The following is a 26,897-nucleotide window of genomic DNA, read 5'->3' on the forward strand; positions in this document are numbered from 1 at the left end:
CCACCACGGTAGCCACGTATCAACTGTCCCTGGCTGGCCCGCGAGCGCGGGAAGACGCTGGAAAGCATGAAGATCGCGATGACGGGGTCGACCGGACGGGTCGGCAGCAGGCTTCTCCTGAGGCTGCGGGAGCAGGGTCACGACGTGCGCGTGCTGGCCGGGCGGCTCGAAGACGCCCGGGCCGTCGAGGAACTGGTCGACGGCGTGGACGCCGTGGTCCACGCCGCGGCCGCGTTGCGCACGAGCGCGGACTTCGAAGGGGTGAACGTTCACGGAACGCGGGCGCTCGCCGAGGCCGCCGCGAAGGTGCCGCTGTTCGTCCACATGAGCACGAACCTGGTGTACCCCAAGGGATTGGGCAGGCCCGCCGTCGAGACCGACCCCACCGATCCCGACTCGGCGGACGGGGACTACCCGCGCACCAAGGCCCTGGGAGAGCAGGCCGTCCTCGCCACGAGGCCGGCCGCGGTCCTGCGGCTCGGGTTCGTCTACGGCGAGGGCGATCCGCACCTCGAGGAGTCGCTGCGGTGGGCCTCGGCCTGGCCCGGCCACCGGCGGTTGCACCTGGTGCACCACGAGGACGTGGCCCAGGGGGTGCTGAAGGTGCTGGAAGCCGGGGCGGACGGGATCTTCAACATCGCCGACGACAGCCCGGCCACGGCGGTGGAACTGCTCCTGCTGAACGGCCTACCCCCAGGTGAGGCCGTTCAGCGGGAGTTCGACCCGTGGCACGGGATCGTGTCCACGGAGCGGGTGCAGCGCGAGCTCGGGTTCCGGCCGCGCTATCCGTCCGCCTTGTCGGCGGCGGTGTCCGGGGCCTTGTGAGCGGTGTCGGGCGCTTCCGGCTCGGGCTCGGGCTGAGGGTGGGGTTCCGGTTCGAACTCGGGCTCGGGCTCGGGCTCGGGCTCGGGGTCCGGGTCGGGCTCCGGCTCGGGTTCCGGCTCAGCGTCGGGCTCGGGGTCGAGCCCGGGCTCAGGCTCGGCGTCAGGCTCGGGCTCGGGCCCGAGTTCCGCCTCGGGCTCGGCGACGAGCACAGCCACTGCCCCGGCGGCAGGCTCGGCAGCGGAGTCGGTCACCGCCCCGGCGGCCACGCCGGACACCGGAGCCACCGGCACACCGATGCGCCGATGGGACCGCGAAGGCTTCCACGCACCACCGTTGCGCAGCAGCCGGAACGCCACCCACAGCACCACGGCCGCGAGCAGCAGGCACAGGACGAACTCGATGATCCGGAACGCCGTGAGCCGCTCGATCGGCTGGTAGTCGACGTAGGTGCCGATGGCGGCGTTCGCGCGGCGCATGCAGCTGCTCTCATTGATCGCGCTCACGCAGTCGCCCCGCGAGGGCACCGGCTCGAGGTCCTGACCGACGAAGCCGCCGGGGAGTTCGAGGCTGCGTTCCGGCACGACCGGGGTGTTCTCCCAGCGGGCGATCACGCGCTCCGGCGGGAAGTAGTAGTCGCGCACCGACATGGCCAGGAGGACGCGCACGAGCGTGAAGAACACCAACGTCCCCGCGATCGCCGTGACGACGTGCCGGGTCAGCAGGCCGACCAGCACGCCCACGGCCAGGCCCAGGACCGCGTAGCCGGCCTGCACGAGCGGGTCGGCCTCGAAGCTCGACCACGAACTCGACGAGCCCACGTACCCGTCGCCCGCGCCGACCACGGCACCCAGCAGGGCGGCCAGGACGCCGAGGACGAGGACCTTGCCGCGCAACCACTCCACGGGCGTGACGTCCTGGCCCCAGGCCACGAAGTAGGTGCGGTCCTCGAGCTCCCTGGCGAGCAGCGGGGCACCCCAGAACATGCCGATCAGCGCGCCGAACCCGAGCTGCACGATGAGCCCGTAGAACCCGGTGATCGGCATCGAGTCCCTGACGAACCCCTGGTCCACCTCCGCGGTGATGAGGGCGAACGCCGCGGCCAGTGCGATGGCGGCGACGCCGAGGACGGACCAGCGGTGCTGGCGCCAGGTCAGCCAGATGGTCGTCTCCAGGTTCACGCCGCACGCTCCAGGTGGGCCACGACCAGCTCTTCGAGCGTCACGTACCGGGCGGTCCACGGCTCGTCGACGCGGACGCCGCCGGAACGCACGAGGTACGACGACTGCGACCGGCCGTGCTTCGCCAGCACCACGGGCCCCTCCACGGGTGATTTCGAGGCGTGCGGGCCTGTGTAGAGGACGTGCTGCTCCAGCAGCTCGTCCGTGTCGCCGTCGACGAGCAGCCGCCCGTTCGACAGCAGCAGCAACCGGTCCGCGACTCCGCCGATCTCCGCAACGACGTGCGTGGAGAACACCAGCGTCATGCCGTTGTCGTTCACCTCGGTCAGCAGCTCGCGCATGACCTTGTGACGTGCCAACGGGTCCAGCTCGGCGAGAGGTTCGTCGAGCAGCAGCACGTCCGGCCGCGATCCCAGGGCCAGCGCCAGCGTCACGTGCGTGCGCTGGCCGCCGGACAGGTCCTCGACCTGGAGCCTGCGCGGGACCTTGAACCGGGTGAGCCACTCGTCGGCGCGGCGCTCGTCCCAGACCTCGTTCATGCGGCGGCCGAACTGCAGCACGTCCGCGACCTTGAACGACCTGTACATCGGCTTGTGCTGCGGCACGTACGCCACGCGGCCCGCGATCGACGCGTGCCCCGACGACGGCGGCAGGTGTCCGGCCAGCACGTTGAGCAGCGTCGACTTGCCGGAGCCGTTGGCCCCGACCATCGCCGTGACGCTGCCGGGCGGCAGTTCGAAGGACACGTTCCGCACCGCCCACTTCGACACATCGGCCGCAACGACGCTCATTGCGCTCCCCCACTCAGCACTTCGCGCACCAGCGCGTAGATGTCCTCGTCCTCCAACCCGGCGGAGCGTGCCTCCGCGACCCACTTGGCGAGGCCCTCGCGCAACGGGTCCAGGTCCTCGGGGGCGGCGGACCCCAAGGAGGCCTTGACGAAGGTGCCGGAGCCCTGGCGGGCTTCGACGAGGCCGGCGAGCTCCAGCTCGCGGTAGGCCTTCAGCACGGTGTTCGCGTTCACGCCGCTCGTGGCGACGACGTCGCGCACCGTCGGCAGCCGATCGCCCGGCTGCAACCAGCCGAGCCTCAGGGCCTCCCTGACCTGCTGTCCTATCTGCAGGTACGGGGGATAGCCGCTGCCGCGGTCAACGTGGAACTCGACCACGCACGCTCCCCAGATTGTTCTAGTGAACTAGGACAATAGAACACTTCCGGGAGTGTTGTGAAGCGACCCCGGTGGGGACACGGGGAGACCGCCGGGCGCGGGACAGGGGGTTCAGCGCCCTAGCGAGGTGAGGAGTGCACGCGCCTCCGCGTGCGTGTCCGGAAGCTGCTCGACCCAGACCTTGGCGGGGCCGACCGGCCGGACGTGGGGGTCGTCGGCGAGCCGGTCGGCCGCCAGGACCCTGAGGTTCGAGACTCTTCGCGCCAGCAGCTCGTCCCGGCGCACCAGCACCGCGGCCACGCACGGTCCGAGCGACGCCAGCGTCTCGCCGCCGTCGAACACGGCGCGCAACGCGTCGGAGGCCAGCGTCATCGCCACGACGCGGGACCAGCCCGAGGCGCGGTGCACGTCGATCCGCAGCATCACCAGCGCGTAGTCGAGGGACGCGACCGGGGTCTCCCGGTACACCTCGCCCAGTCGTGTGCGCAGGTAGGCGGCGGTCGCCAGGCCCGTCAGCGGGTCCTCGGCCGCGCACTCGCCCGCCTGCTTCGTCACGACGTCCGCCCAGCCCAGGGCCGTCATGCGCAGCATCCGGGACGGGAGCGCGTCGACGTCCGGAGAGACGACGTGCGACGACTCGGTCAGCACGGCGTGCAGCGCGGCGAGGTCCAGCAGCGTCTCGCTCAGGCCCGCCCCGGCCTCGGCGCGGGCGCGGCCCAGCCGGACCAGCGCGTCGCCGGGGTCGGCGTCCTCGAGCATCGCCGCGCACACCTCGTCGACCTCGGCGAGGGGCCAGTCTGCGGGGAACGCCCAGCCTGCGGCCATGGTGGCGGTCCGCCACCTCGACTTCAGGAGGCGTTCCGCTTGTGCGACACCCACCCGGTCTCCCTCCAGTTCGCCCGATTCCAGGTGGGAGACGCACCCGTCGCCGATTCGTGACGCAACCCGCGCGGGGGATTGAGATGACTGCTCAACGCGCCGTAAGTCACACTGAGTGCCGCGGAGGAGGGAAACGAAGATCGTGGCTATCGTTCCTGCAGACGTCCAGGGACCCAGCGACGCGGAACTCATCGAGTCCGTACGTGGTGGGACCATCGACGCCTACGGCAAGTTGTACGAACGCCACGTCTCGGCGGCCTACAACCTCGCGCGCCAGCTGGCCCGCTCCCAGGCCGAGGCCGACGACCTCGTGTCCGAGGCGTTCGCCAAGGTGCTCGACACGCTGCGCGCGGGCCGCGGCCCCGACTCGGCGTTCCGCGCCTACCTGCTGACGGCGCTGCGCCACACCGCGTACGACAAGACCCGCCGCGACAAGAAGGTCGACCTCACCGAGGACATGACCGACGTCGCGCCCCCCGTCGCCTTCAGCGACACGGCCGTGGCCGGGCTCGAGAAGTCCATGGCCGCCCGCGCGTTCGCCGCACTGCCCGAGCGCTGGCAGATGGTGCTCTGGCACACCGAGATCGAGGGCCAGTCGCCCGCCGAGGTCGCCCCGCTGCTCGGGCTGACGGCCAACGGCGTGTCCGCGCTCGCCTACCGCGCCCGCGAGGGCCTCAAGCAGCAGTACCTGCAGATGCACCTGGCCGACACGGAGGCGGAGCGCTGCAAGGCGACCGTCGACCGGCTCGGCGCCTGGACCCGCGCGGGCCTGTCGAAGCGCGAGGCGACCCAGGTCGAGACGCACCTCGACGAGTGCGGCCGATGCCGGGCGCTGGCCGCCGAGCTCGCGGACGTCAACGGCTCGCTGCGGATCTTCGTCGCGCCCCTGGTGCTGGGCATCGGCGCCGCGACGTACCTGGTGACGGCCGGCACGACCACGGCCGTCGTCGGTGCCGGAGCCGCCGCGGGTGGTGCGGGCGCCGTCGGTGCCGCGATCCCCCGCCAGCTCGTCACGGTCGGTGGTTCCGCCGCCGCCGTGGCCGCGGCCGTCGTGGTCGCACTGGCCGCGGCCGGTGGCGAGCAGCAGGCGCCGGTGGTGGAAGCCGTCCAGGCGCCGCCCGCCCAGACCCAGGTCCAGCCGCCGCGCCCGGTGCCGCCCGCGCCCGTTCCGCCCGCGCCGACGCCGGAACCGCCGGCGGCCACGACGGAACCGCCGCCCTCACCGGTGCCCGCGCCTCCGCCCGCCCCCGAACCGCCCGCGCCCGAGCCCCCTGCTCCGGAACCGCCCGCCCCCACGCCTCCGTCGCTCACGCCGACCACCCCGAGCGGGTACACGCTGACGCCCGGCGAGGAGCCCAAGGACTTCCCGATCACGATCCTGAACAGCGGCGGCACGGCCGCACCGCCCGCGAGCATGGTGCTGAACCTGCCGCCCGGCGTGGTGTCGACCGGCGGCCCCGCCTCGTTCGCGGGCGCACGCCTGCTGCAACCGGACGGCGGTTCGGCCGAGCAGACCGTGAACTGCCCCGCCGGCACCGGCACGATCACGTGCGTGACGCCGCAGGGCATCGCGCCCGGTGGGCAGGCGACGTTCCACTTCCTGCTGCGCGCGACCGACACCGCCGTGCCCGGCACGATCACCGGCGTCATCAGCGCGGGCGCGGCCATCTCGGTCAACGTCAGCGTCGCGGTCAACGTGCCGCCCGTGTACGACGACCTCGAACTGCTCGTGCAGACGTGGCAGGACGAGATCTTCTGGGACCCGCGCGCCGACGTCGAGGTGCGCAACACCGGCCCGCGCGCCGGCACGCTGAAGCTCGACATCTCGACGTCGGAGAACCTCGTCCTCTACACGCCGTACCGCGAGTGCTCCCCGGCCGGCAGGACGCTGCACTGCGTCACCGACCTGGAGAAGGCGGGCCGGTACCGGATGTCGGTCTGGGCGTTCGGGCACCGCGGCGGGACCATCACCGTCACGGCCGCGCTGGGCAACGCGACGAAGTCCGTGACCGTGCCGGTCAAGGCCTGGCCGGTGCCGCCGGTCGAGGAACCGCCGAACCCGCCGACGACCACGACGGTGCCGCCGACCACGACCACGCAGCCCACGAAACCGACCGAGCCGACGAAACCGACCACGCCGACCGCGACGGTGCCGACCGAGCCGACGAAACCGACGCTGCCCACGGAGCCCACGGTGACCGTTCCGTCGAACACGGTGCCGACCGTCCCGTCCGTGCCGACGCTGCCGGTCCCGTCCGAGACGCTGCCGCCGTCGACGACACCGCCCACTCGCTCGGAGCCGTGCGCACCGCCGCACGGCCTGATCCCGGGGCTGATCGGCGGCATCGTCGGCTGGCAGCCCTGCGAACCGCCGCGGAGTTGATCATTAGTTGATCTTTGACCGTCACTGAACGTGCAGGTCATGTGCCTTTGCGTGGCGGAATGTAACACCCGGAGACGGGCACCGTTACCTAGATCCGTAAGCTGACGCGGTGCTGCCAGTCGTTCGCCGCGCCATGAGCCGGCTGCCGGAACCACTCCAGTTCTTGCTGCACAAGCACCGCGAGTTGATCCGGTTCGCCCTGGTAGGCGGCACGACGTTCCTCATCGACAACGGTGTCTGGTACGCGCTGAAGCTCACCGTGCTGACCGACAAGGTCGTCACGGCGAAGGTCATCGGCGTGCTGGTGGCGATCATCGCCTCGTACGTGCTGTCCCGCGAGTGGTCGTTCCACACCCGCGGCGGCCGCGAGCGCCACCACGAAGCCGCGCTGTTCTTCTTGGTCAGCGGTCTGGGCGTGGCCATCAACATCCTGCCGCTGTGGTTGTCGCGGCACCTGTTCGGCCTGCAGGCCCCGTTCGTCTCGGTGCTCACCGAGGAGGTCGCGGACTTCGTCTCGGGCTCGATCATCGGCATGCTGCTCGCCACCGGCTTCAAGTTCTGGGCGATGCGCCGCTGGGTCTTCCCGGACGCCGACGCGCGGCCGGACCGCCGCGTTCACCCGATCTCCGTAGACTCGCCACGTGTCCCTAGGCGAAACAGTGATCTCGCGGTTTCCGGAGCCGATCCGGTCGATCGCGCTGAAGCATCGTGAACTAGTCAAGTTCGCCCTGGTCGGGGGCACCTGCTTCGTGATCGACACGGTCCTGTTCTTCGGGATCAAGACCGTGGTCCTGCCGAACAACCCGGTGACGGCGAAGATCATCGCGACCCTGGTCGCCACGATCGTGTCGTACATCCTGAACCGGGAGTGGTCGTTCCGCACCCGCGGCGGCCGCGAGCGCCACCACGAGGCGCTGCTGTTCTTCCTGGTCAACGGCATCGGCATCGTGCTCAACTCGGCGCCGCTGTGGGTCTCGCGCTACGCGTTCCACCTGCAGGAGCCCCACGTGTCGCGGCTCACCGAGGAGATCTCGGACTTCCTGAGCGCGCAGATCGTCGGCACGCTCGTCGCGATGGCCTTCCGCTGGTACGGCTACAAGAACTGGGTGTTCCCCGAGGAGAACGTCCGGGGTGCCAAGCGGTCGATCGAGGACGAGAAGGAACTCGGCCACTCGTAGGCCTCAACGCGGGGTGCTCGGCGCCTTCCAGGGGATGCCCACCACGTCCTGCGCCTTCGGCACCGGCAGGAACACGGCGAACGTCGCCGGCCGGGCCGTCGAGAGCTCCAGCCTGCCGCCGTCCGCGTCGACCAGGGCCCGCGCGAGCGCCAGCCCCACGCCGGTCGAACCGCCGCCGGACACGCCGCGCTCGAAGATGTGCGCCGCGAGCTCGTCCGGCACACCCGCCCCACCGTCGCTGACCTCGACGACGACCGTGCCGTCCTCCCCGCGGGCGGAGACGACGACGGAGCCCTCGCCGTGCCGCAGCGCGTTGTCCAGCAGCACCCCGATGGCTTCACGCAGACGCGCGGGTGTGGCGCGGGCCAGCAGGCCGTCCGGGACGCGGACGCGCAACGCCCTGCCCTGGCTCTTGACCTGTTCGCGCCACTCGTCGGCGATCGCGGTCAGCGCGGGTCGCAACTCGAGCGGCTCGGCGCCGACGGCCCTGGCCGCGCGGGCGGCGGCCAGCAGCTCGTCGAGGACGGCGGCGAGGCGTTCTGCCTGGTCCAGCGCGGCACGGGCCTCGGCGGCCGTGTCGGGTTCCGGGTGTTCGGCGAGGGCTTCGAGGCGCAGTTGCAGGGCCGTGAGGCGGCTGCGGAGCTGGTGGGAGACGTCACCGACCAGTTCGCGTTCGCGCTGCACGAGCCGGGCCAGCGCCGTCGCGGAGGTGTCGAGGGCCTCGGAGACCGCGTCCAGCTCGGCGATGTTGTAGCGCTGCTCGTCGGCGCGGAAGTCGCCGGCGCCCAGCCGGGACGCGCGGGCGGCCACGTGGCCCAGCGGTTTGGCAAGCGTTTGCGCCGTCACCAGGGCGACGATCGTGCCGGTGCCGACGGAGACCGCGAGCAGGAGCAGCACCAGGCCCGCGACCTGGTACTGCTGGGTGTGCATGGGGCCGGAGGGGATCTCCAGCCGGACGCTGCCCTCCTGGGCGATCGGCAGTTCGACGGTCAGCGGGTCGGTGCCCGGTGAGGGACCGGTGACCCTGATGGCGCCTCCGGACACGACCGTCAGGCGGCCGTCGGTCGGGATGGCGACGCGCACCTCTTCGAGGTCGAGCGGCTGTTGCTTGGCGATCTGGTCGTCGATCCGCGTCGCGATGCGCTGGGCGCTCTCGTTCAGGTCGCCGCGAGCCGTGTCCTCGACGAGCGTGAGCGCCGAGTACCCGAGCGGCAGACCGAGCACGAACCCGGTGACGGCGACGGCGAGCAGGATCGCCCGCAGGATCCGGCGGCGCACTAGTCGGCGTTGAAGCGGAAACCGCGGCCGCGCACGGTCGCGATGCGCTTCTCGGCGGAGTTCGGGGTGCCGTCGCTGAGCTTGCGGCGCAGCCACGACATGTGCATGTCGAGCGTCTTGCTGCCCTTCAGGTCCGGGTCGTTCCAGACCTCGGACAGGATCTCGTCGCGGCTCACGACCTGCCCCGCGCGCTGGATCAGCACCTTGAGCAGCTCGAACTCCTTGTTCGCGAGCTGGATCTCGCCGCCGTCGACCGTGACGCGCCGGGCGGCCAGGTCGACGCGCACACCGTTGACCTCGAGCGTTCCCGGTGCGCGGCGACGCAGCAGGGCACGGATGCGGGCCATGAGTTCGGCCAGCCGGAACGGTTTCGCGACGTAGTCGTCCGCGCCCGCGTCGAGCCCGACGACGAAGTCGACCTCGTCGGCACGCGCGGTGAGCATCAGCACGGGCACGCCCCTGCCGCTCTGCCGCAGCCGCCGGCACACCTCCAGCCCGTCCATGCCCGGCAGGCCGAGGTCCAGCACCAGGAGGTCGATACCACCGGTGATGGCGGCCTCGTACGCACTCGGCCCGTCCCCGACGACCTGCACCGAATAGCCCTCCCGCGTCAGCGCGCGGGAGAGGGGTTCAGCGATGGCCGGATCGTCCTCGGCCAGCAACACCACGCTCACGGGTCCCAGCGTATTCGTGGAACGATCGCCGCGTGTCACGCCACGATGCTGATCTCGAACTCGCCCTCCGCCTCGCCGACGCCGCCGACGCGATCACCGCGACCCGCTTCCGCGCCCACGACCTCGCCGTGGAACGCAAGCCGGACCGCACGCCCGTCACCGATGCCGACGTCGCGGTGGAGGACGCGATCCGTTCGGTGCTGTCCTCCGAACGCCCCGACGACGTGATCATGGGCGAGGAACGCGGCGGCACGCTGGACGCCTCACGCGTCTGGGTGCTCGACCCGATCGACGGCACGAAGAACTTCCTGCGCGGTGTGCCGATCTGGGCGACGCTGATCGCACTGGTCGTGGATGGCGTTCCGGTCGTGGGCGTCGTCTCGTCTCCGGCGCTCGGCCGGCGTTGGTGGGCCGCTGCCGGTGGTGGCGCGTTCGCGTCCGACGCCTCCGGGGAGCGCGCCATCTCCGTGTCGGGCGTGCGTTCTCTCGAAGACGCCTACGTGTCCACGACGGACATCAAGTCGTGGGTGACGTACCACTCTCGCGAGGCCTATCTGCGTCTTGTGGACGCGACCTGGGAGAGCCGCGCGTTCGGCGACTTCTACCAGCACTGCCTGGTGGCGGAGGGCGCGATCGACCTGGCCCCCGAGTGCGTGGCGAACCCGTGGGACATCGCCCCGTTCCAGGTCCTGGTGACCGAGGCAGGTGGCCGTTTCACCTCGCTCGACGGCGAGGAGCGCTACGACGCCGGCAGTGTGCTGACGTCGAACGGCCACCTGCACGAGGAAGCCCTCAAGCTGTTGGCACGGTGAGGGTTCCGCGCGCGACCTGGGCCCAGGCGAGGCGTCCGAAGAGGTAGTGGCAGGCCACGCCCTCGTCGTCGAACCGGGCCCAGTCGTAGCGGTTGCCCTGCTCCTGCCAGAACACCTCGTAGCCGGTCTCGTCGGCGAGGAGGCACCAGCGGCCCTCCGTCTCCTCGCCGAGGCTGACGACGTCGTCCGGCACGCCGATCCTGGTCAGCCACTCGGGCAGCTGTTCGACGTTCATGCCGTGATCTCCGTGAGGTAGCCGAGCGCGACGAGGTCCGCGACGGGGTAGGTGGTGCGGTAGCGGCTCGCCCCGCCGGGCTGGCCGAACCAGGGCGCGCTGATCGTGCGGTGGACGGGCAGGTCCTTCTCGACCCGGTACCGCCGGTAGCCCTCGGCCGCGGCCCGGGGCGGCAGCGAGCGCTGGGCGAACGGGGTGCCCGCCACGTTGAGGACGCGGCCCTCCGGGGTGCCGAACCGGTCGAGCTCGGCGCCCGCCTCCAGCACCTCGGGCAGGCTGTCCTCGTAACCGCCCTCGCGTTCGAGCGGCCAGCGCGGGGTGCCGTCCTCGTGCAGGAACAGGCCCTCCCAGTCGCGTTCGTGCATGCCCGCGAGCGGGTCGTGGCCCTCCAGCAGCTCCTGCACGATCGGGTGATCCTTGCGGAGCCCCTCGGAGTGCTTCGACGGCTTCGGGGCGGACAGGTCGATCGCCTGCGGGTGGTCGCCGGGGGCGAACCTCGGGACCGGCTGCTCCTCCGTCTGCGGAGGCGGCGGGAGCTGACGGGCCGGCTTCGGGGCGAGGCGCGGAGCCCGTCCCGCGCTGAGGAAGACCGCCATGAACCAGCTGCCGGCCGCCGCCGCGGTGTAGGTGTGGCCGAGGATCTCGCCGGCGAGCCCCGAGGCCAGGGCCTGGGTCTCGCGGTTCTCCAGGCGGTCGCTCAGGGCGTGCGAGGCCGGTGCCGAGACGCCGAGGTCGACGCCGGGAGCGGCCGGGCTCGCGATGGTGTCGCCGACCTTGCGCTCGCCCGTGTCCTGCACGGTCGCGATGTCGCCGTCCCGCGCCGCGTCACCGTCCTTCGCCAGGTCCCTCGCCAGGTCCTTGGCCAGGGCGTCCTTCGCCGCCACCTGCGGACCCTGCGCCTGGGAGGCGGCCTGCGTGCCGCCGTGGGTCTGGCCCTGCACCTGGCCCGGCTGGGTCGTGGTGGCCTGACCGCCGAACTGGGTGGGCTGGTTGCCCGCGAACTGGGCCGGCACGCCACCGGTCTTGCCTGCTGCCTGGGGACCGGACTTGGCGTCACCCGACCTGAGCTCGCCGGCCTTCGCCTCACCGGCCTTGGCCTCGGCGGCCTTCGCGGCCTGCTGGGCCTGCTGCGCCTGGGCCGGTTGTCCCTGCTGCGCCGCTGGGGCCGGCTGGCCCGCGACCGCGCCGACCTGGGAGGCGGCCGCCGGAACACCGCTGACAGCACCACCCACGGCACCGCCGACGGGACCGCCGATCGGACCGGCGGCCGGAGGACCACCCACCGCGGGGCCCGCGGGAGCGGCTGCCGCGGCAGCGGGTGCCGCGGCCTGGGGCGCGGCAGGAGCCGGACCGTGCGCCTCAGCGCCGCGGACCAGCGTCGGGTCGAGCACGGCGGCGGAAGCCTGGGTCGTGCCCTCGGCGATCGGGCCGAGGCTGCCGTGGACGCTCGGGATCGCGTCGGCCACCGGCTGCGCGACGGGCGCGGTGACGTGGCCGACCGCGTTGCCCACGTCGGCGACGAGTCCGGGGACGACACCGCCCTTGCCCTCGCCACGGCCCTGACCCTGACCCTGTCCCGGACCCTCGCCCGGTCCCTGGCCGGGTCCGTCGAGCACCGGGCCGAGGGTCTCGTGGGCGCCGGGCACCGCGTGGACGACCGGCTGCACCGCGGCCGCGACGGGCGCGGTGACGGGTGCGGCGGCGTCGAGAACGGGAGCGGCGACCTCCGTCACCGCACCGACGACAGGTGCGAGAGGTGCCGTGACAGCGCCGACGACGGGCGCGACCGGAGCGGTCACGGCGCCGACGACGGGTGCGACGGCCTCGGTCACCGGGGCGACCACGGCGGCGACGGGTTCGACGACAGGTGCGACCACGCTCGCCACCGGCGCGACGACGGCACCCGCGACCGGCGTCACGACGTCACCGACGAGGCCGAGCAGGCCACCGCTGGTGCCACCGGGCCCGTGAGCGCCGGGGGCGGTGTTGACGGGCTGCGAGCCGTGGGTCGCCATGTCGATGCCGCTGTCGAGCCGGATGGCGGAGGTCAGCGTGTTCTGGAGGTTCGCGACGTTGGCCGCGGCCCCCTTGGTCAGCGTGTCGAGACCGAGCAGCGCGGCGGGGTTGCCGGCGTTGGCCGAGACCGTCGCGGCGTCGTTGTTCTTGGCGAGCACCACGAGTTCGCGGACGATCTCGACCTTCGCGGCACCGACCTGCTTGGCGGCGTGGTCGAGCCGGTCCGCGGCGGCGTGGCACCCGCGGGCGGCGCGCTGGAAGTCGCCGTCGGGGCCCACGACCTTGGCCCAACGCCCGCGAGCGGCGTCACCCGTGGAACCGGTGACCCCGTCCAGGGCACGCCCGGCGGCACCGTCGGACGACGTCCCGAGACCCTTGATCTTGTCGCCCGCCTCGCGCCAGGCGACGGCGCTGGAGCGCATGGCGTCCTCGTCGGCCTTGGGCCACGTGACACCGGCCTTGGCCGCGACGTCGGCGAGTTCGGCGGGAAGCTCGATGCCCATGTCAGCCGTCCAACCTTCTCATCGCGGAAGCGTTGCTCTGCTCGACGTGGCGGTACGTCGCCGCCGTGGAGGCGAGCTTGTCGCCGACGTCGCCCAACGTCGTCGCGAGCCCGGCCAACGCCCCGCTCGCGTCACCGGCGGGCTTCTCGTGCGAGGAGGCGAAGCTCCGCCCGACCGCGTCGTCCCCCCAGCAGGCCCCGAACCCGGCGAGCGCCCGCTCCAGCGCCCCGGCGATCTCGGTGGCCTGCCCGGCGAATCCCTTGAGCTCACGCGCCCCGGCGTCCAACCGCTCGAGGTCGGCCGAGTACCCGGTCATCGGACCCTCCTGTTGATGAGCTCGGAGTCGAGCCAGCTCTCCCGCTGCTCGTTGTCCTCGTCGTCGTCCACACGCCGGCGGACGGGCTGGTACCCGAGATCCAGGGTCTCGGTGTCGTCGGCCGCGTACTCGTCGGGCCGCAGGTCCGCGGTACCGGCCACCACCGCCGCAGGATCGGTCGAAGCGGGCAGCACGGCACTGAGCGCCTGATAGGTCTCCTCGGCCGCACCAGCGGCAGCCGCCGCAACGGTGCGCACGATCAGCTCGGCCAGTTGCTCGGGCCGATGCCGCCGATAGGCCAGCTCGGAGAGCTCGAGGTGAGTCAACCGCCCACCCGACCCGACGGTCGCGGTGACCATCCCGTCGGGACTGGAAGCCTGCCCGGACACAGCGGCCAGCTCGCGCTGCACCGACACCAACTGCTCGCGGCTGCGCCGGTAGTCGGCGAGCAGCTCCTCGACCTGCGCACGGTGGTCGTCCACCGAGTCCCCCTCACACGCATAGCCCTGGGCTCAGGCTCTGAGACGCCGTTGCCCATAGATCGGTTCCCAGCGGATTCAGTTACTAGGATCAACGAGATGATCGCCTTCGAGGATCTGCCCGCAGGCCGCATCATCCCGCTCGGCGAGCTCACCGTCGACCGGGAGGACATGCTGGACTTCGCGAGGAAGTTCGACCCGCAACCGTTCCACCTCGACGACGAGGCGGGCAAGACCTCGATTTTCGGCGGTCTGTCCGCCTCCGGCTGGTACACCGCCTCACTCTGGATGCGCCGCTGGGTCGACGAGGTCCTCTCCGACTCCACCTCCCAGGGCTCGCCGGGAGGCCGCGAACTCTCGTGGCTGGCCCCGGTGTACCCCGGCGACACGCTGACGTTCGCGGCGGAGGTGCTGAGCGCGCGGCTGTCGAAGAAGCGGCCGGGGTTGGGGCTGGTGGAGTTCGAGGGGACGGCTCGGCGGGGCGACGAGCTGGTGTACCGGTTCGTGGCGACGGGGATGTTCACGGCGCGGGGCTGACGGCGGCGGGACGCACGGCGGCGGGACGCACGGCGGCGGGCTGACGGCGGCGCACGGCGGCGGGCCGGTGCGCCTGACCGGCGCGACGCCGAAGGCGAGCCGGACGATTGCCGCGATGCTGCAGGCGAGCCGGACGACTGCCGCGATGCCGCAGGCGAGCCGTCCTGAGCAAAGAGGAACCGGCGGTGGGGTCCCATCACGAGTCGCGCCACAGCTCTTGCTGCATGCCTGGTGCGGCTTGGGATGGGACCCCACCGCCACCGCAACCAAACCAAGCAACCGGCAGCCGCCCTAAGCAGCAGGCATGCCATCAGCCCCAGGCGGCGCTACCCCCTGATCAGATTGCCGGGAGTCTGGGGGCAGAGCCCCCAGGGGAAGCACGCAAGGCGACCAGGCCGCCCGCAACAGCGACAACGCAAAAGCAGCCACCCGCAAAAGCAGCCATGCACAAGCCGCGGGACCACCTACTTGGTCAAAGCCCGAACCACCCGAGAAGGACTGGGCCGCCCCAACTGCTCAGCCATCCAAGCCGAAGTCTCGACCAGCCGATCCAAATCGACCCCGGTCTCAACCCCCAACCCGTCCAACATCCACACAAGATCCTCGGTAGCGAGGTTCCCAGTAGCCGACTCGGCGTACGGACACCCACCCAACCCACCGGCAGAAGAGTCCACAGTGGTCACCCCACACCGCAAGGCAGCCAACGTGTTCGACAACGCCTGCCCATAGGTGTCGTGGAAGTGCACAGCAAGCCGGGAAACATCCCCGAACCCACCCAACAAGGCCTCGACCTGCCCAGGCGTGGCCACCCCGATGGTGTCCCCCAGCGAAAGCTGCGAACACCCCATCTCCAGCAACCGCTCCCCGACCCGGACGACCTGGGCGGGATCAACAGCCCCCTCCCAGGGGTCGCCGAAGCACATCGACACGTACCCGCGCACGTCCAGACCAGCCGCCAAGGCCCGAGCGACAGTCGGCTCGAACATCTCGAACTGCGAGTCCAAGGTCCGGTTCAGGTTGCGAGAGGCGAACGTCTCCGTGGCCGAAGCGAAGATCGCGATGTGCGTGACCCCGGCCTCCAGCGCACGGTCCAGTCCACGCTCATTCGGCACGAGCACCGGATAAACGACCCCGGGCGCCCGCGAAAGACCGGCCAGCAGCTCGGCTGCGTCGGCCAGCTGCGGCACCCACTTGGGGTGCACGAAGGACGTGGCCTCCAAAACGGACAGTCCGGCGGAAGCCAGTCGTGCCAGGAACTCCAGCTTCACCGACACCGGCACCACGACGGACTCGTTCTGCAGTCCGTCGCGGGCACCGACCTCCCAGATCGTCACCTGCGAGGGCAACGAGCCGCCGGGCACCACGTCCGGCAGACCGACCTCACGCGCGCCCATCGACCACTCCCGGGTAGAAGTCGTCGTCGGGGTTGTCGTTCACCTCTCGGTACAACATCGTGTGCACCTTCTCCACGGACGGGATGTCGTCGAACTCGAGCGGCTCGTCCGAGGCCGACTCGATGATCAGGGTGCCGCAGCCGAGCAAGCGGTCCACCAGACTGTGCTCGAAGCGCACGCTGTTCACACGAGCCAAAGGGATGTCGAGGCCTGTGCGCTTGAACACGCCCTCGCGGTACATCACGCGGTCCGACGTGATGATGAAGTGCGTGGTGCGCCAGCGCAGCAACGGCGCGATGGTCAGCCACAGGACCAACACCGCGCCGATGACGGCCAGCACGACGTACGCGATGCCGGCCCACGACTGGTCCGCGACGAGTCCTGCCAGGTAGGTGCCGAGCGCGACGACCACCAGCAGCCAGAACACCGGGAAGATCAGCATCTTCCAGTGGGGGTGCTTGTGGATCACGACGTGCTCGCCGGAGCTCAGCAGGTCGTCGGGGTAGGCCATGGGCCAACCCTAACTACGCCGGGCGCAAATGCACCACGTCACCAGCGGACACGCCGTGGTCCCTGCCGTCGTCCCCGCGCACGGCCAGGGTGCCGTCCTGCTCGATGCGCTGCGCGACTCCGACGAGCTCCACGCCGCCCGCCAGTTCGACGCGGACGCGCCTGCCGACGGTCGACGAGTGCTCGGTGTACTCCTCCAGCACGCCCGACTCGACCGCGTCGCCGCCGTTCTTGCGCCACACGCCTTCCAGCTGCGCCAGTTCGACGAGCAGCCGGAACGCGAGTTCGCCCCGGTCCAGTTCGGCGGCGTCCAGGTCCTCGAGCGACGTGGGTGCGAGGCCGCCGGGGGCGGGTTCGACGTCCGCGGGCAGCTTCGCCACGTTCAGGCCGATGCCGACGACGACCGAGCCGTCGGCGGTGATCTCGGACAGGATCCCGGCGCCCTTGCCCGCGGACGGGCCCAGCAGCAGGTCGTTCGGCCACTTCAGCGACGCCTCGACACCAACCGATTGGGCGACCCGCACCAACGCCAGTCCGGCGATCAGGTTCAGCCACGGCAACCGGTCCGCGGACACCCCGGCGGGCTGGAACAGCACGCTCACGTAGAGGCCGCCCTCGGGCGACGACCAGGAGCGGCCACGACGGCCCTGCCCGGCGGTCTGCTCCAGGGCGATCAGCACGGTGCGGTCGACCGCGCTGGTGGCGGCGAGGTCGGCGTTCGTGGACGCAGTGGTCGCCACGACGTCGAGAGCGGCGTACGGGCCGTTGGGTGCGACAAGCCGCGAGCGCAGCTCGGCGGCGTCGAGTGCGGTGGTCATCGCGCCAGGTTATGGGAACGGAAGAGAGTACGTGCGATCAACGGCGACCAACAGGTCGCCGTGACCTGGACAACTGCACGGAGCAGTTCAGCAATGGTCTCGTTAGGCTGCGAGCCCATGAGCAGTGCGACCGAGCCGATCGGGAACGTCCCCGCGGACCTCCCGGACGTCCACACCACCGCGGGCAAGCTCGTTGACCTCTACCGGCGCAACGACGAGGCGGTTCACGCCGGCTCGGCGCGCGCGGTCGAAAAGCAGCACGCGAAGGGCAAGAAGACAGCCCGCGAGCGCATCGACCTCCTGCTCGACCCCGGTTCGTTCGTCGAGCTGGACGAGCTGGCGCGGCACCGCTCCACGAACTTCGGCCAGGAGAAGAACCGCCCCTACGGCGACGGCGTGGTGACCGGGTACGGCACCGTCGACGGCCGTCCGGTGTGCGTGTTCTCCCAGGACGTCACGGTCTTCGGCGGCTCGCTCGGCGAGGTCTACGGCGAGAAGATCGTCAAGGTCATGGACCTCGCGATCAAGACCGGCCGCCCGATCATCGGCATCAACGAGGGCGGCGGCGCGCGCATCCAGGAGGGCGTCGTCTCGCTCGGCCTGTACGGCGAGATCTTCTCCCGCAACGTCAAGGCGTCCGGCGTGATCCCGCAGATCTCGCTGATCATGGGCTCGAACGCGGGCGGGCACGTCTACTCCCCCGCGCTGACCGACTTCGTGGTGATGGTCGACCAGACCTCGCACATGTTCATCACCGGCCCAGACGTCATCAAGACCGTGACCGGCGAGGACGTCACGTTCGAGGAGCTCGGCGGCGGTCGCACGCACAACACCAAGTCGGGCAACGCGCACTACCTCGGCAGCGACGAGGAGGACGCGATCGCGTACGTCAAGGAGCTCCTGAGCTACCTGCCGTCGAACAACCTGAGCGACTCGCCCGCGTTCGAGAGCACCCTGGCCGAGGGTTCGCTCGCCGACGCGATCACCGACGAGGACCGCGAGCTCGACACGCTCATCCCCGACTCCGCGAACCAGCCGTACGACATGCACGAGGTCATCAACCGCGTGCTCGACGACGGCGACTTCCTCGAGGTCCAGCCGCTGTTCGCGCCGAACATCCTCGTCGGCTTCGGCCGCGTGGACGGCCACAGCGTCGGCGTCGTCGCGAACCAGCCCACGCAGTTCGCCGGCTGCCTCGACATCGACGCCTCCGAGAAGGCCGCACGGTTCGTGCGCACCTGCGACGCGTTCAACATCCCGGTGCTGACGTTCGTGGACGTGCCCGGCTTCCTGCCCGGCACCGACCAGGAGTGGAACGGCATCATCCGCCGCGGCGCCAAGCTGATCTACGCCTACGCCGAGGCCACCGTGCCGCTGGTCACCGTCATCACGCGCAAGGCGTACGGCGGCGCGTACGACGTCATGGGCTCCAAGCACCTGGGCGCCGACATCAACCTCGCGTGGCCCACGGCGCAGATCGCGGTCATGGGCGCGTCGGGCGCGGCGAACATCGTGCACCGCAAGACGCTGGCCGCCGCCGCTTCCAACGGCGAGGACGTGGACGCCCTGCGTGCGCAGCTGCAGCAGGAGTACGAGGACACGCTGTGCAACCCGTACGTGGCCGCCGAGCGCGGGTACGTCGACTCGGTGATCCCGCCGTCCTACACCCGCGGGTACGTGGCGCGGGCGCTGTCGATGCTGCGGGACAAGCGCGAGACGCTGCCGCCCAAGAAGCACGGGAACATCCCGCTGTGACCGCGCCCGAGGAGAAGGCACAGCCGCTGCTGAAGGTCGTCAAAGGCACGCCCGACGACCACCAGCTCGCCGCGCTGACCGCGGTCATCGCCGGGCTGGCCTCGGCCGCCCCGGCAGAGGAGACGCCTGAGCGGCGTTCGGAGTGGGCCAACCACGCCCGGCGCGTGCGCAGGCCGCTCCAGCACGGGCCGGGCGCGTGGCGCGCGTCCGGTTTCCCCGGCTAGGAGCCGGCAGCTAGGAGCACGCCACCCGGCGGCTCGTGACGTCCAGGCCGACGGCGACCTCGCGACAGCGGGTCTCGCCGTCGACCTGCAGCTTCAGCGTCCAGAACGCGCTGCCGTACGCGCTCGTCCGGCGCAGCACCTCGACGCCCGCGTGGTTGAGCGGCATGCCGGAGCGCACCGCGGGCACGACGGAGGAGAGCAACGCGTTCTCCGCGCGATCGGCGGTGTCGGCGAACGGCCAGATGGGCACTCCATAGCCGATCGGGTCACTCGCGAGCACGCTTCCAACGCCCCACGATCCAATGAGGCCGCCGAGCACGACGAGCAGTGCCGCGATCCGTCTGCGCTTGCCGTCGCGATCGGAACCGCGTTCGGTGAGGACAAGCACCCAGCGCTTCACTCTCCCGAGAGTGCCGATTGAAGAGGTGATCGCGCATCAGTAGTACTACTCGGACGGACCGCGAGAACTGGCGGACCGTGTACGCGCTGTGCGTCGGCTTCTTCATGACGCTGCTGGACACGACCATCGTCAACGTCGCGCTGCCGTCGATGATCACCGATCTGGGTGCCACCCTGAACGACGTCATCTGGGTGGTGAGCGCCTACCTGCTGGCGTTCGCCGTGCCGTTGCTGCTGACCGGGCGGCTGGGCGACCGGTTCGGGCCGAAGCGGCTCTACGGCATCGGGCTCGTGCTCTTCCTCGGGGCGTCGCTGGCCTGCGGCCTCTCGACCAGCGCGGAGGCGTTGATCGCCGCCCGCGTCTTCCAGGGCCTGGGCGCCGCGGCCATGACGCCGCAGACGATGGCGTTCATCACGCACCTGTTCCCGCCGGCCAAGCGCGGCGCGGCCCTCGGCATGTGGGGGTCGGTGGCCGGGCTCGCGACGGTCTCCGGGCCGTTGCTCGGCGGGGTGCTGGTCACGCACCTGGGCTGGGAGTGGATCTTCTTCGTGAACCTCCCGATCGGTGTGCTCGCGCTCGTGCTGCTGTTCCTGTGGGTGCCCGACCTGCAGCCGAACCGCGCGCCGCGGTTCGACGTGCTGGGCGTCGTGCTGTGCTGCCTCGGGCTCGGGCTGCTGGTGTTCGGCATCCAGAACGGCGAGCACTACCGGTGGGGACGCGTGGCGGGGCCGATCACGGTCGCCGAGATCATCGCGGCCGGGGTGCTGTTCCTCGCCCTGTTCGTGCTCTGGCAGGCGTCGGCGCGCAACCCCGAGCCGCTGATGCCGCTGCGGATCTTCCGCAACCGCAACTTCTCGCTCGGCAACCTCGCGAACATCGCCATCGGCATCACCGTGACCGGTGTGTTCGTGCCGCTCGCGCTGTTCCTGCAGACCGTGCCGAAGCTGTCTCCGCTGATGACGGGCCTGGTCACGGCCCCGGCGTCGCTGATGTCCGGGGTGGTGGCGATCTTCGCGGGGCGGCTGTCGAACCGGGCGGACGCCAAGTTCCTGCCGATCACCGGATTCGCGCTGATGGCGGCCGGGATCCTCGCGATGACGTTCCTGCTGGGCGACGGGCCGCAGTGGGTGCTGCTGCCGTCGATGATCGCCCTCGGCGTCGGCATGGGGCTCGTGTTCTCGCCGCTCACGAACATCTCCACGCGCACGCTCGACCGGTCGCTGCTGGGCGCCGGGTCCGGCATCTACAACACCTCCCGGCAGTTCGGGAACGTGCTGGGCAGCGCCGCGACGGCGGCCGTGCTGCAGATCGTGCTGGCCGCGACCGGCGACTTCACCACGGCCGTGCGGGCGGCGTTCTTCCTGCTCCTGGCGGTGACGGTGCTGGGCATCGCCGCCGCGCTCGCCTTTCGGCAGGTCGCCGCGCCGAGCGTGACAGACTCGGCGCGTGCGTCTGATCCTGGCCTCCCAGTCACCCGCCCGTCTTAGCGTCCTGCGGTCCGCGGGCGTCGAGCCCGTCGTCCGGGTCTCCGGCGTCGACGAGGACGCGCTGGTCGCGTCGTTGCAGGACCCGACGCCCGAGGAGACCGTGGTCGCGCTGTCGGCGGCCAAGGCGGAGGCGATCGAGCACGACGACGAGTGCGTGGTCGTCGGCTGCGACTCGATGCTGCTCTTCGAGGGCGAGCTGGTGGGCAAGCCCGGTACGCCCGAGGTCGCGCGCGAGCGGTGGCGGCGGGTGGCCGGCAAGAGCGGCGTGCTGATCACCGGCCACACCGTGCTGCGCGTGTCCGGCGGGAAGGTGGTCGACCGGGCGAGCGCGGCCGACTCGACGACCGTGCGGTTCGGCACGCCGTCGGACGAGGAGCTGGAGGCCTACATCGCGACGGGCGAGCCGCTGCACGTCGCCGGCGGCTTCACGATCGACGGGCTCGGCGGCTGGTTCGTCGACGGCATCGAGGGCGACCACACGTCGGTCATCGGCATCAGCCTGCCCCTCACCCGCCGCCTCCTGGGCCAGCTGGGTGTTTCCGTGTCCACACTCTGGTAGACGCTGGTCACAGTTCACCTGATCGGGGAAGACTGCCTCCAACGCCGGCGTTGGGGGCTAGCGGTGAACGAGTACTTGACGCGTCGCAGGAACATCGACCTGGCACGCAGGACGAGCACGGGTTGTCGGAGCTAACGCCTCCGCCACCCCTCGCTCAGCACATCCCTGCCCAGGAGATGCTCCGATGTCGTTCGTCCAGACATATCGCAAGCCCAAGGTCTTCGGATTCACCGTTCTAGGAGCGCTCGTCCTCGGCGCGCTCGCCGGCTGGCTCGGCAAGGGCACGTGGCTCGCGCCCGTCCTCGCCAAGATCGGCTCCACGTTCACCGCCCTGCTGCAGCTCACCGTCATCCCGCTCGTGTTCACCGCGATCGTGGTCGGCATCGCGTCGCTGCGGAACCTCGGCGGCGGCCGCACCGCCGCGCGCCTGGGCGGCAAGACGTTCCTGTGGTTCGCCATCACGTCGTTCATCGCGGTGCTGATCGGCATCGCGGTCGCGTCGATCCTCAAGCCCGGCAACGGGTTGCAGATCGAACCCGCCGCCGGTGCCGTCGACAAGCTCGCCAAGCGCGCGTCCGGCTCGTGGCAGGCGCTGCTCGACAACCTGGTGCCCACCAACATCTTCAGCGCGTTCACCGAGGGCGACGTGCTGCAGGTCGTGTTCATCGCGGTGCTGGTCGGCTTCGCCGCCTACGCGCTCGGCGACAAGGCCGCGCCGTTCACGAACCTCGTCCGCTCGTTCTTCGAGATCATCCAGAAGGTCGTCGGCTGGATCATCCTGCTGGCCCCGATCGGCATCTTCGGCCTCATCGGCAACGCGGTCGCCTCCTACGGCAACTCGTTCGTGAAGCCGCTGTTCTCGCTGATCCTGGCCGTGTACCTCGGCTCGGCGCTGGTGCTGTTCGTCGTCTACCCGGTCCTGCTGAAGTTCGTCGGCAAGACCTCGCCGGTCGAGTTCTTCCGCAAGGCGGGCACCGCGCTGCAGTTCGCGTTCGTGTCGCGCTCCTCGGGCGCCACGCTCCCGTTGTCCCGCAAGGCCGCCACCGACCTCGGCGTGCCGAACGAGTACGCGAACTTCGCCGTGCCGCTCGGCACCACGACCAAGATGGACGGCTGCGCCGCGGTCTACCCGGCCGTCGCGACGATCTTCATCGCGAACCTGTTCGGCATCCAGCTCTCGGTGTGGCAGTACGTCGCGATCGTGCTCGTCGCCGTGTTCGGCGCGCTGGCCACGGCCGGCACGACCGGCTGGTACACGATGCTCACGCTGACCCTGAGCGTCGTCGGCCTGCCGCCGCAGGTGATCGCGACCGGTGTGGCCGTGGTCTACGCGATCGACCCGATCCTCGACATGATGCGCACCGCGACCAACGTGGCCGGCCAGATCACCGTGCCGGTCGTCGTCGCGCGCACCGAGGGCCTGATCGAGGAGCCCGCCGCTCCCGCCGAGAAGGACCTGGTCAACGCCTGATCAACAGCTAGGAATCCGCGCACGCGCGCAACTGCGACAACTTCGGCACCGGTGTGGGCCAGCCAGCGAGCTGCTCCCGCGCCGGTGCCGGCGTCGTACAGCCGATGTTCGCGCCGAGCGCCGAGAACACCTGCACGAACGCGTCGTTGCACTGGCCGTCGCAGGCGCGCTGGGCCGAGACGACGTCCGCCGTGCCGTCCTCGTTGACGTCGTGCAGCCCGAGGTACCCCGCGCTGGACAGATAGGCGGCCTGCGCGCGCGACCACGTGCCGTCCTTGCGCACGAGCACCTCGCCGAGCACCTTGCCGCCGTGCTCCCCGCGCACCAGGCACACGCTGACCGGTGCCTCCGCGCACAGCAGCGACTTGTCGGTCACCGTCGCGCCGGACTCGGCGATGGTCATCTCGAAGATGAACGGCCCCGACTCGCCGCTCACCCTGATCCGCCCGCCACCCGTTCCGGTGAGCAGCTCGACGAGGTCCCTGCCGACCGACTTGCCGATCACCACCTGGCACACGGTGGTGCCGCAGCGCAGGTTGGCGTCGGATCCGTACTGACCTGAATCGGTGCCGTCCGGCCGCTGGAAATAGGCGAACACCAGCCCCGCGAGGACGACCACGGCGGCGGCGACGGCGACCACCTGCACTGACCTGGTTCCACCCACAGCGCAGATTGTGCTCGACTGGCCCACGATGGATGTGAAGTGAGGCGTCTCTCCCTCTCGGAGTTCGTCGATTTCCGTAGACTGCGGCACCAGCCAGAGCCGTAAATACCGGTCCAGCAGGAGGTACGACGCCGTGTCGCTGCGCAAGGTGCTCATCGCGAACCGCGGTGAGATCGCCGTCCGGGTCATCCGAGCCTGCCGTGACGCCGGACTGGCGAGCGTCGCCGTCTACGCCGATCCCGACCGCGACGCGCCGTTCGTGCGGCTCGCCGACGAGGCGTTCGCGCTGGGCGGCAGCACCCCCGGCGAGAGCTACCTGTCGTTCGAGAAGGTGCTGGCGGCCGCCGCGCAGTCCGGTGCCGACTCCGTGCACCCCGGCTACGGCTTCCTGTCCGAGAACGCCGAGTTCGCGCAGGCCGTGATCGACGCCGGGCTGACGTGGATCGGCCCGACGCCGCAGGCGATCCGCGACCTCGGCGACAAGGTCACGGCGCGGCACATCGCGATGCGCGCGGGCGCGCCGCTGGTGCCCGGCACCAAGGACCCGGTCAACGGGCCGGACGAGATCATCGCGTTCGCCTCCGAGCACGGGCTGCCCGTCGCGATCAAGGCGGCGTTCGGCGGTGGCGGCCGTGGCCTCAAGGTCGCGCGAACTTTGGAAGAGATCCCCGAACTGTTCGACTCGGCGGTGCGCGAGGCCGTCGCCGCGTTCGGCCGCGGCGAGTGCTTCGTCGAGCGCTACCTGGACAAGCCGCGCCACGTCGAGGCGCAGGTCCTCGCCGACACCCACGGCAACGTGATCGTCGTCGGCACCCGCGACTGCTCGCTGCAGCGCCGCCACCAGAAGCTCGTCGAGGAGGCGCCCGCGCCGTTCCTGACCGACGAGCAGCGCGCCACGATCCACAGCTCCGCCAAGGCGATCTGCCTCGAAGCGGGCTACCACGGCGCCGGCACCGTCGAGTACCTCGTGGGCCTCGACGGGTCGATCTCGTTCCTGGAGGTCAACACCCGCCTGCAGGTCGAACACCCGGTGTCGGAGGAGACGACGGGCCTCGATCTGGTGCGCGAGCAGTTCCGCATCGCCGCGGGCGAGAAGCTGCGTCACCTCGAAGACCCCACGCCCCGTGCGCACTCCATCGAGTTCCGGATCAACGGCGAGGACGCCGGCCGCGGCTTCCTGCCCGCACCCGGCACGGTCACCACGTTCATCGCGCCGTCCGGTCCGGGTGTCCGCGTGGACGCCGGTGTGGAGAGCGGCACGGTGATCGGCGGGCAGTTCGACTCGTTGCTGGCCAAGCTGATCGTCACCGGCGAGACCCGCGAGGAGGCGCTGGCCCGCTCGCGGCGCGCCCTGGACGAGATGGTCGTCGAGGGCATGGCGACCGTGCTGCCGTTCCACCGCGTGATCGTGCGGGACGCGGCCTTCACCGCCGAGAAGCCCGAGGGCTTCACCGTGCACACGCGGTGGATCGAGACGGAGTTCGACAACCAGATCGAACCGTTCACCGGTGCCGCGGCAGCCGAGGACGAGTCCCCGCGCCAGACCGTGGTGGTCGAGGTCGGCGGCCGTCGCCTGGAGGTGTCGCTGCCGGGTGACCTCGCCGTCGGTGCGGCCCGTCCTGCCGCCGCGGCGAAGAAGCCCAAGGCGAAGCGCGCCGGCGGCAGCTCCGCCGCCGTGTCGGGTGACGCGGTGGCGGCCCCGATGCAGGGCACGATCGTGAAGGTGGCCGTCGAGGACGGGCAGGCCGTCGAGGCGGGCGACCTGATCGTCGTGCTGGAGGCCATGAAGATGGAGAACCCGGTGACGGCGCACAAGGCCGGCACGGTGACGGGCCTCGCGGCCGCGCCCGGCGACCCGATCACCCAGGGCACCGTGATCTGCGAGCTGAAGGACTGAGCTGCCGGGTCGCTCACCTACGATTGGGTTCGTGAGCGACCCGAGCAGGGACATCCGCATCGGTGACACCGAGCGGCAGCAGGCGTTGCAGGTCCTCGGCGAGCACATGAGCGCGGGCCGCATCGACATCACGGAGTACGGCGAGCGGTCCGCGAAGATCACCACCGCGAAGACCCGCGGCGAGCTGATGGCGTTGTTCTACGACCTGCCCGACCCGCGGCCGCAGTTCGTGGCACCCGTGCCGATGTTCAACGAGCCCGTGCGGACGCCCGCGCGCCGCTGGGAGGGCGCGGTCGTCCCCGTCGTGGGCATCGCGACGGTGATCCTCTTCTTCGCGCTGGTGAGGAACCCGCTGATCTTCCTGCTGGTGCCCGCCGTGGCGATCCTGTGGGCCCAGTGGAACGGACGCCGGCGCTGAAACCGTTGCTGCTGCTGGACCTCGACGGCGTGCTGAGGTCGTTCCCGCCGATCGCGCCCGAGGTCGCCGCCCGCGCCTTCGAGCCGTCGCTGCTGCGCCGAGCCGTCACCGGCCAGATCACCGACGAGCAGTGGCGCAAGGAGGCGGACTTCCCCGTCTCGACCGGCGAGGTGATCGCCGAGGCGCTGGCGTTGGTGCGCATGGCGCGCAGGCAGTGCTTCGTGGCGTTGCTGACCAACGCGACCACAAGGCTCGAGGAAGACCTCGTGGCGCTCGGCCTCGACGCCGAGGTCGACGCGGTCTTCAACTCGGCGCGGCTCGGCCTCGCGAAGCCGGACCCGGCCGTCTACCGGCGCGTGCTCGACGAACTCGGGTACTCGACCGGCGTGTTCTGCGACGACACCGCCGAGAACGCGGCGGCCGCGTCCGAGGCGGGCCTGGACGGCGTGCACGTGCCGGACGTCGCGGCGCTGCGCAGGGCGCTGGCCGTGCGGGACCTGATCCCGCCGACCGTGCTGCTCATCCTGCCGGACCGCGACGAGGCCGAGGAGCTGGCCGCCGAACTGCTGGAGGCCGGCTGGGGCCCGTGCCACGTGCACCGGGACATGCTGGCGGGCGAGGACGACGCCGAGGACGTGGACTGGGTGGTCGAGCTGACCACGGCGCCGGACGGGTCGCCGGCGTCCGCGCACCGGGCCGAGCTCGACGAGCTGGCGGAGGAGCACGACGGGTTCACGGGCGACTAGGTCGCCGGCCGCGCGACACCACGCGCCGTCGGCGACCAGCCCTTGGCCACGCAGCACCACGAGCCCACCCGCGCCCAGCGCCCCAGCCGACCA

General features: G+C 71.1%; 29 protein-coding genes. 14 read left to right on the plus strand and 15 right to left on the minus strand.

The genetic code is table 11. The annotated features are described in order from the left end of the window. Positions 1–66: 66 nt before the first annotated feature. Positions 67–825 (plus strand): NAD-dependent epimerase/dehydratase family protein, encoded by a 759-nt coding sequence (locus BMY74_RS12465; protein WP_089914669.1) that lies wholly within the window; start codon positions 67–69, stop codon positions 823–825. Here BMY74_RS12465 and BMY74_RS44990 read toward each other — a convergent pair. From BMY74_RS44990 to BMY74_RS12485, 4 genes are all read right to left on the minus strand, one after another. After that, positions 783–2,003, minus strand: coding sequence for a hypothetical protein (locus BMY74_RS44990; RefSeq protein ID WP_089914672.1), 1,221 nt, complete (start codon positions 2,001–2,003; stop codon positions 783–785). The two genes, BMY74_RS12465 and BMY74_RS44990, sit on opposite strands and share 43 nt — an antisense overlap. Further along, positions 2,000–2,794 carry an ATP-binding cassette domain-containing protein gene (locus tag BMY74_RS12475; protein WP_089914675.1) on the minus strand — a complete coding sequence of 265 codons (795 nt, stop codon included), beginning with the start codon at positions 2,792–2,794 and terminating at the stop codon, positions 2,000–2,002. The genes BMY74_RS44990 and BMY74_RS12475 overlap by 4 nt, the downstream gene beginning before the upstream one ends. Further along, positions 2,791–3,171, minus strand: a complete 381-nt coding sequence (locus BMY74_RS12480; protein ID WP_089914678.1) for a GntR family transcriptional regulator — start codon at positions 3,169–3,171, stop codon at positions 2,791–2,793. The genes BMY74_RS12475 and BMY74_RS12480 overlap by 4 nt, the downstream gene beginning before the upstream one ends. A gap of 111 nt (positions 3,172–3,282) precedes the next feature. Beyond that, complete coding sequence (locus tag BMY74_RS12485) at positions 3,283–4,050, minus strand: GGDEF domain-containing protein (RefSeq protein WP_245786072.1); 768 nt, start codon at positions 4,048–4,050, stop codon at positions 3,283–3,285. A 142-nt stretch (positions 4,051–4,192) separates the two neighbouring features. On the opposite strand from BMY74_RS12485, the gene BMY74_RS12490 reads away from it, so the two are divergent. From BMY74_RS12490 to BMY74_RS12500, 3 genes are all read left to right on the plus strand, one after another. Then, complete coding sequence (locus BMY74_RS12490) at positions 4,193–6,433, plus strand: sigma-70 family RNA polymerase sigma factor (RefSeq protein WP_089914681.1); 2,241 nt, start codon at positions 4,193–4,195, stop codon at positions 6,431–6,433. Positions 6,434–6,545: 112 nt separating this feature from the next. After that, positions 6,546–7,145: a GtrA family protein gene (locus tag BMY74_RS12495; protein WP_371927803.1), complete on the plus strand. Its 600-nt coding sequence runs from the start codon at positions 6,546–6,548 to the stop codon at positions 7,143–7,145. After that, a complete protein-coding gene (locus tag BMY74_RS12500; protein ID WP_089914684.1) occupies positions 7,075–7,611 on the plus strand; it encodes a GtrA family protein in 537 nt (178 codons plus the stop codon). Before BMY74_RS12495 ends, BMY74_RS12500 begins: the two co-directional genes overlap by 71 nt. A 3-nt stretch (positions 7,612–7,614) precedes the next feature. Here BMY74_RS12500 and BMY74_RS12505 read toward each other — a convergent pair whose 3' ends face one another. Continuing rightward, on the minus strand, positions 7,615–8,889 hold the full coding sequence (locus BMY74_RS12505; RefSeq protein WP_089914688.1) for an ATP-binding protein: 1,275 nt from the start codon (positions 8,887–8,889) through the stop codon (positions 7,615–7,617). Then, entirely contained in the window at positions 8,889–9,563 is a 675-nt protein-coding gene (locus BMY74_RS12510; RefSeq protein ID WP_089914691.1) for a response regulator transcription factor, read from the minus strand. Before BMY74_RS12510 ends, BMY74_RS12505 begins: the two co-directional genes overlap by 1 nt. 32 nt (positions 9,564–9,595) lie before the next feature. Between BMY74_RS12510 and hisN the strand changes: the two genes are divergently transcribed. Further along, positions 9,596–10,375 carry a histidinol-phosphatase gene (gene hisN / locus BMY74_RS12515; protein ID WP_089914694.1) on the plus strand — a complete coding sequence of 260 codons (780 nt, stop codon included), beginning with the start codon at positions 9,596–9,598 and terminating at the stop codon, positions 10,373–10,375. On the opposite strand, the gene BMY74_RS12520 is transcribed toward hisN, so the two are convergent. The 4 genes from BMY74_RS12520 to BMY74_RS12535 are packed head-to-tail and all read right to left on the minus strand — an operon-like array spanning position 10,356 to position 13,927. Next, a complete protein-coding gene (locus tag BMY74_RS12520; protein WP_089914697.1) occupies positions 10,356–10,610 on the minus strand; it encodes a hypothetical protein in 255 nt (84 codons plus the stop codon). The two genes, hisN and BMY74_RS12520, sit on opposite strands and share 20 nt — an antisense overlap. Next, positions 10,607–13,129, minus strand: coding sequence for a TNT domain-containing protein (locus tag BMY74_RS12525; RefSeq protein ID WP_089914700.1), 2,523 nt, complete (start codon positions 13,127–13,129; stop codon positions 10,607–10,609). Before BMY74_RS12525 ends, BMY74_RS12520 begins: the two co-directional genes overlap by 4 nt. Before the next feature lies 1 nt (position 13,130). Then, the gene (locus BMY74_RS12530) at positions 13,131–13,445 is read right to left on the minus strand and encodes a WXG100 family type VII secretion target (RefSeq protein ID WP_089914703.1); all 315 of its coding nucleotides are present in this window, start codon (positions 13,443–13,445) and stop codon (positions 13,131–13,133) included. Continuing rightward, positions 13,442–13,927 (minus strand): YbaB/EbfC family nucleoid-associated protein, encoded by a 486-nt coding sequence (locus tag BMY74_RS12535; protein ID WP_089914708.1) that lies wholly within the window; start codon positions 13,925–13,927, stop codon positions 13,442–13,444. The genes BMY74_RS12530 and BMY74_RS12535 overlap by 4 nt, the downstream gene beginning before the upstream one ends. Before the next feature lie 96 nt (positions 13,928–14,023). On the opposite strand from BMY74_RS12535, the gene BMY74_RS12540 reads away from it, so the two are divergent. Continuing rightward, on the plus strand, positions 14,024–14,461 hold the full coding sequence (locus BMY74_RS12540) for a MaoC family dehydratase (protein ID WP_089914711.1): 438 nt from the start codon (positions 14,024–14,026) through the stop codon (positions 14,459–14,461). 464 nt (positions 14,462–14,925) lie between these two features. On the opposite strand, the gene BMY74_RS12545 is transcribed toward BMY74_RS12540, so the two are convergent. The 3 genes from BMY74_RS12545 to BMY74_RS12555 are packed head-to-tail and all read right to left on the minus strand — an operon-like array spanning position 14,926 to position 17,183. Next, complete coding sequence (locus BMY74_RS12545) at positions 14,926–15,855, minus strand: hydroxymethylglutaryl-CoA lyase (protein WP_089914714.1); 930 nt, start codon at positions 15,853–15,855, stop codon at positions 14,926–14,928. Next, entirely contained in the window at positions 15,842–16,366 is a 525-nt protein-coding gene (locus BMY74_RS12550) for a PH domain-containing protein (protein WP_089914717.1), read from the minus strand. The genes BMY74_RS12545 and BMY74_RS12550 overlap by 14 nt, the downstream gene beginning before the upstream one ends. 13 nt (positions 16,367–16,379) lie before the next feature. After that, positions 16,380–17,183, minus strand: coding sequence for a biotin--[acetyl-CoA-carboxylase] ligase (locus BMY74_RS12555; RefSeq protein ID WP_089914719.1), 804 nt, complete (start codon positions 17,181–17,183; stop codon positions 16,380–16,382). A gap of 117 nt (positions 17,184–17,300) precedes the next feature. On the opposite strand from BMY74_RS12555, the gene BMY74_RS12560 reads away from it, so the two are divergent. Next, positions 17,301–18,938 (plus strand): acyl-CoA carboxylase subunit beta, encoded by a 1,638-nt coding sequence (locus tag BMY74_RS12560; RefSeq protein ID WP_089914722.1) that lies wholly within the window; start codon positions 17,301–17,303, stop codon positions 18,936–18,938. After that, positions 18,935–19,162 (plus strand): acyl-CoA carboxylase subunit epsilon, encoded by a 228-nt coding sequence (locus tag BMY74_RS12565; protein ID WP_089914724.1) that lies wholly within the window; start codon positions 18,935–18,937, stop codon positions 19,160–19,162. Before BMY74_RS12560 ends, BMY74_RS12565 begins: the two co-directional genes overlap by 4 nt. Positions 19,163–19,172: 10 nt before the next feature. On the opposite strand, the gene BMY74_RS12570 is transcribed toward BMY74_RS12565, so the two are convergent. Then, complete coding sequence (locus BMY74_RS12570; protein ID WP_089914727.1) at positions 19,173–19,562, minus strand: hypothetical protein; 390 nt, start codon at positions 19,560–19,562, stop codon at positions 19,173–19,175. A gap of 77 nt (positions 19,563–19,639) precedes the next feature. On the opposite strand from BMY74_RS12570, the gene BMY74_RS12575 reads away from it, so the two are divergent. From BMY74_RS12575 to BMY74_RS12585, 3 genes are all read left to right on the plus strand, one after another. Then, a complete protein-coding gene (locus BMY74_RS12575) occupies positions 19,640–21,049 on the plus strand; it encodes an MFS transporter (RefSeq protein WP_245786073.1) in 1,410 nt (469 codons plus the stop codon). Then, positions 21,009–21,608, plus strand: coding sequence for a Maf family protein (locus BMY74_RS12580; protein ID WP_089915681.1), 600 nt, complete (start codon positions 21,009–21,011; stop codon positions 21,606–21,608). Before BMY74_RS12575 ends, BMY74_RS12580 begins: the two co-directional genes overlap by 41 nt. 184 nt (positions 21,609–21,792) lie before the next feature. Next, complete coding sequence (locus BMY74_RS12585; RefSeq protein ID WP_089914730.1) at positions 21,793–23,079, plus strand: dicarboxylate/amino acid:cation symporter; 1,287 nt, start codon at positions 21,793–21,795, stop codon at positions 23,077–23,079. Between the two features lie 7 nt (positions 23,080–23,086). Here BMY74_RS12585 and BMY74_RS12590 read toward each other — a convergent pair whose 3' ends face one another. Then, positions 23,087–23,743, minus strand: a complete 657-nt coding sequence (locus tag BMY74_RS12590; protein ID WP_143091553.1) for a hypothetical protein — start codon at positions 23,741–23,743, stop codon at positions 23,087–23,089. Positions 23,744–23,876: 133 nt separating this feature from the next. Between BMY74_RS12590 and BMY74_RS12595 the strand changes: the two genes are divergently transcribed. From BMY74_RS12595 to BMY74_RS46645, 3 genes are read left to right on the plus strand one after another with little or no spacing between them, the layout of a single operon-like run. Beyond that, positions 23,877–25,640 (plus strand): acetyl/propionyl/methylcrotonyl-CoA carboxylase subunit alpha, encoded by a 1,764-nt coding sequence (locus BMY74_RS12595; RefSeq protein WP_089914736.1) that lies wholly within the window; start codon positions 23,877–23,879, stop codon positions 25,638–25,640. A 31-nt stretch (positions 25,641–25,671) separates the two neighbouring features. Continuing rightward, positions 25,672–26,058: a DUF1707 SHOCT-like domain-containing protein gene (locus BMY74_RS12600; protein WP_089914740.1), complete on the plus strand. Its 387-nt coding sequence runs from the start codon at positions 25,672–25,674 to the stop codon at positions 26,056–26,058. Then, positions 26,037–26,804: an HAD-IA family hydrolase gene (locus BMY74_RS46645; protein ID WP_143091554.1), complete on the plus strand. Its 768-nt coding sequence runs from the start codon at positions 26,037–26,039 to the stop codon at positions 26,802–26,804. The genes BMY74_RS12600 and BMY74_RS46645 overlap by 22 nt, the downstream gene beginning before the upstream one ends. Positions 26,805–26,897 lie beyond the last annotated feature (93 nt).

It is taken from the genome of Lentzea albida, from assembly GCF_900111005.1.
GTDB lineage: Bacteria > Actinomycetota > Actinomycetes > Mycobacteriales > Pseudonocardiaceae > Lentzea > Lentzea albida.

Coding starts and splice junctions, on each gene's coding strand:
- BMY74_RS12465 (WP_089914669.1), top strand. CDS start 67: ATGAAGATCGCGATGACGGGGTCGACCGGACGGGTCGGCAGCAGGCTT.
- BMY74_RS12475 (WP_089914675.1), bottom strand. CDS start 2,794: ATGAGCGTCGTTGCGGCCGATGTGTCGAAGTGGGCGGTGCGGAACGTG.
- BMY74_RS12520 (WP_089914697.1), bottom strand. CDS start 10,610: ATGAACGTCGAACAGCTGCCCGAGTGGCTGACCAGGATCGGCGTGCCG.
- BMY74_RS12525 (WP_089914700.1), bottom strand. CDS start 13,129: ATGGGCATCGAGCTTCCCGCCGAACTCGCCGACGTCGCGGCCAAGGCC.
- BMY74_RS12530 (WP_089914703.1), bottom strand. CDS start 13,445: ATGACCGGGTACTCGGCCGACCTCGAGCGGTTGGACGCCGGGGCGCGT.
- BMY74_RS12540 (WP_089914711.1), top strand. CDS start 14,024: ATGATCGCCTTCGAGGATCTGCCCGCAGGCCGCATCATCCCGCTCGGC.
- BMY74_RS12545 (WP_089914714.1), bottom strand. CDS start 15,855: ATGGGCGCGCGTGAGGTCGGTCTGCCGGACGTGGTGCCCGGCGGCTCG.
- BMY74_RS12550 (WP_089914717.1), bottom strand. CDS start 16,366: ATGGCCTACCCCGACGACCTGCTGAGCTCCGGCGAGCACGTCGTGATC.
- BMY74_RS12555 (WP_089914719.1), bottom strand. CDS start 17,183: ATGACCACCGCACTCGACGCCGCCGAGCTGCGCTCGCGGCTTGTCGCA.
- BMY74_RS12560 (WP_089914722.1), top strand. CDS start 17,301: ATGAGCAGTGCGACCGAGCCGATCGGGAACGTCCCCGCGGACCTCCCG.
- BMY74_RS12585 (WP_089914730.1), top strand. CDS start 21,793: ATGTCGTTCGTCCAGACATATCGCAAGCCCAAGGTCTTCGGATTCACC.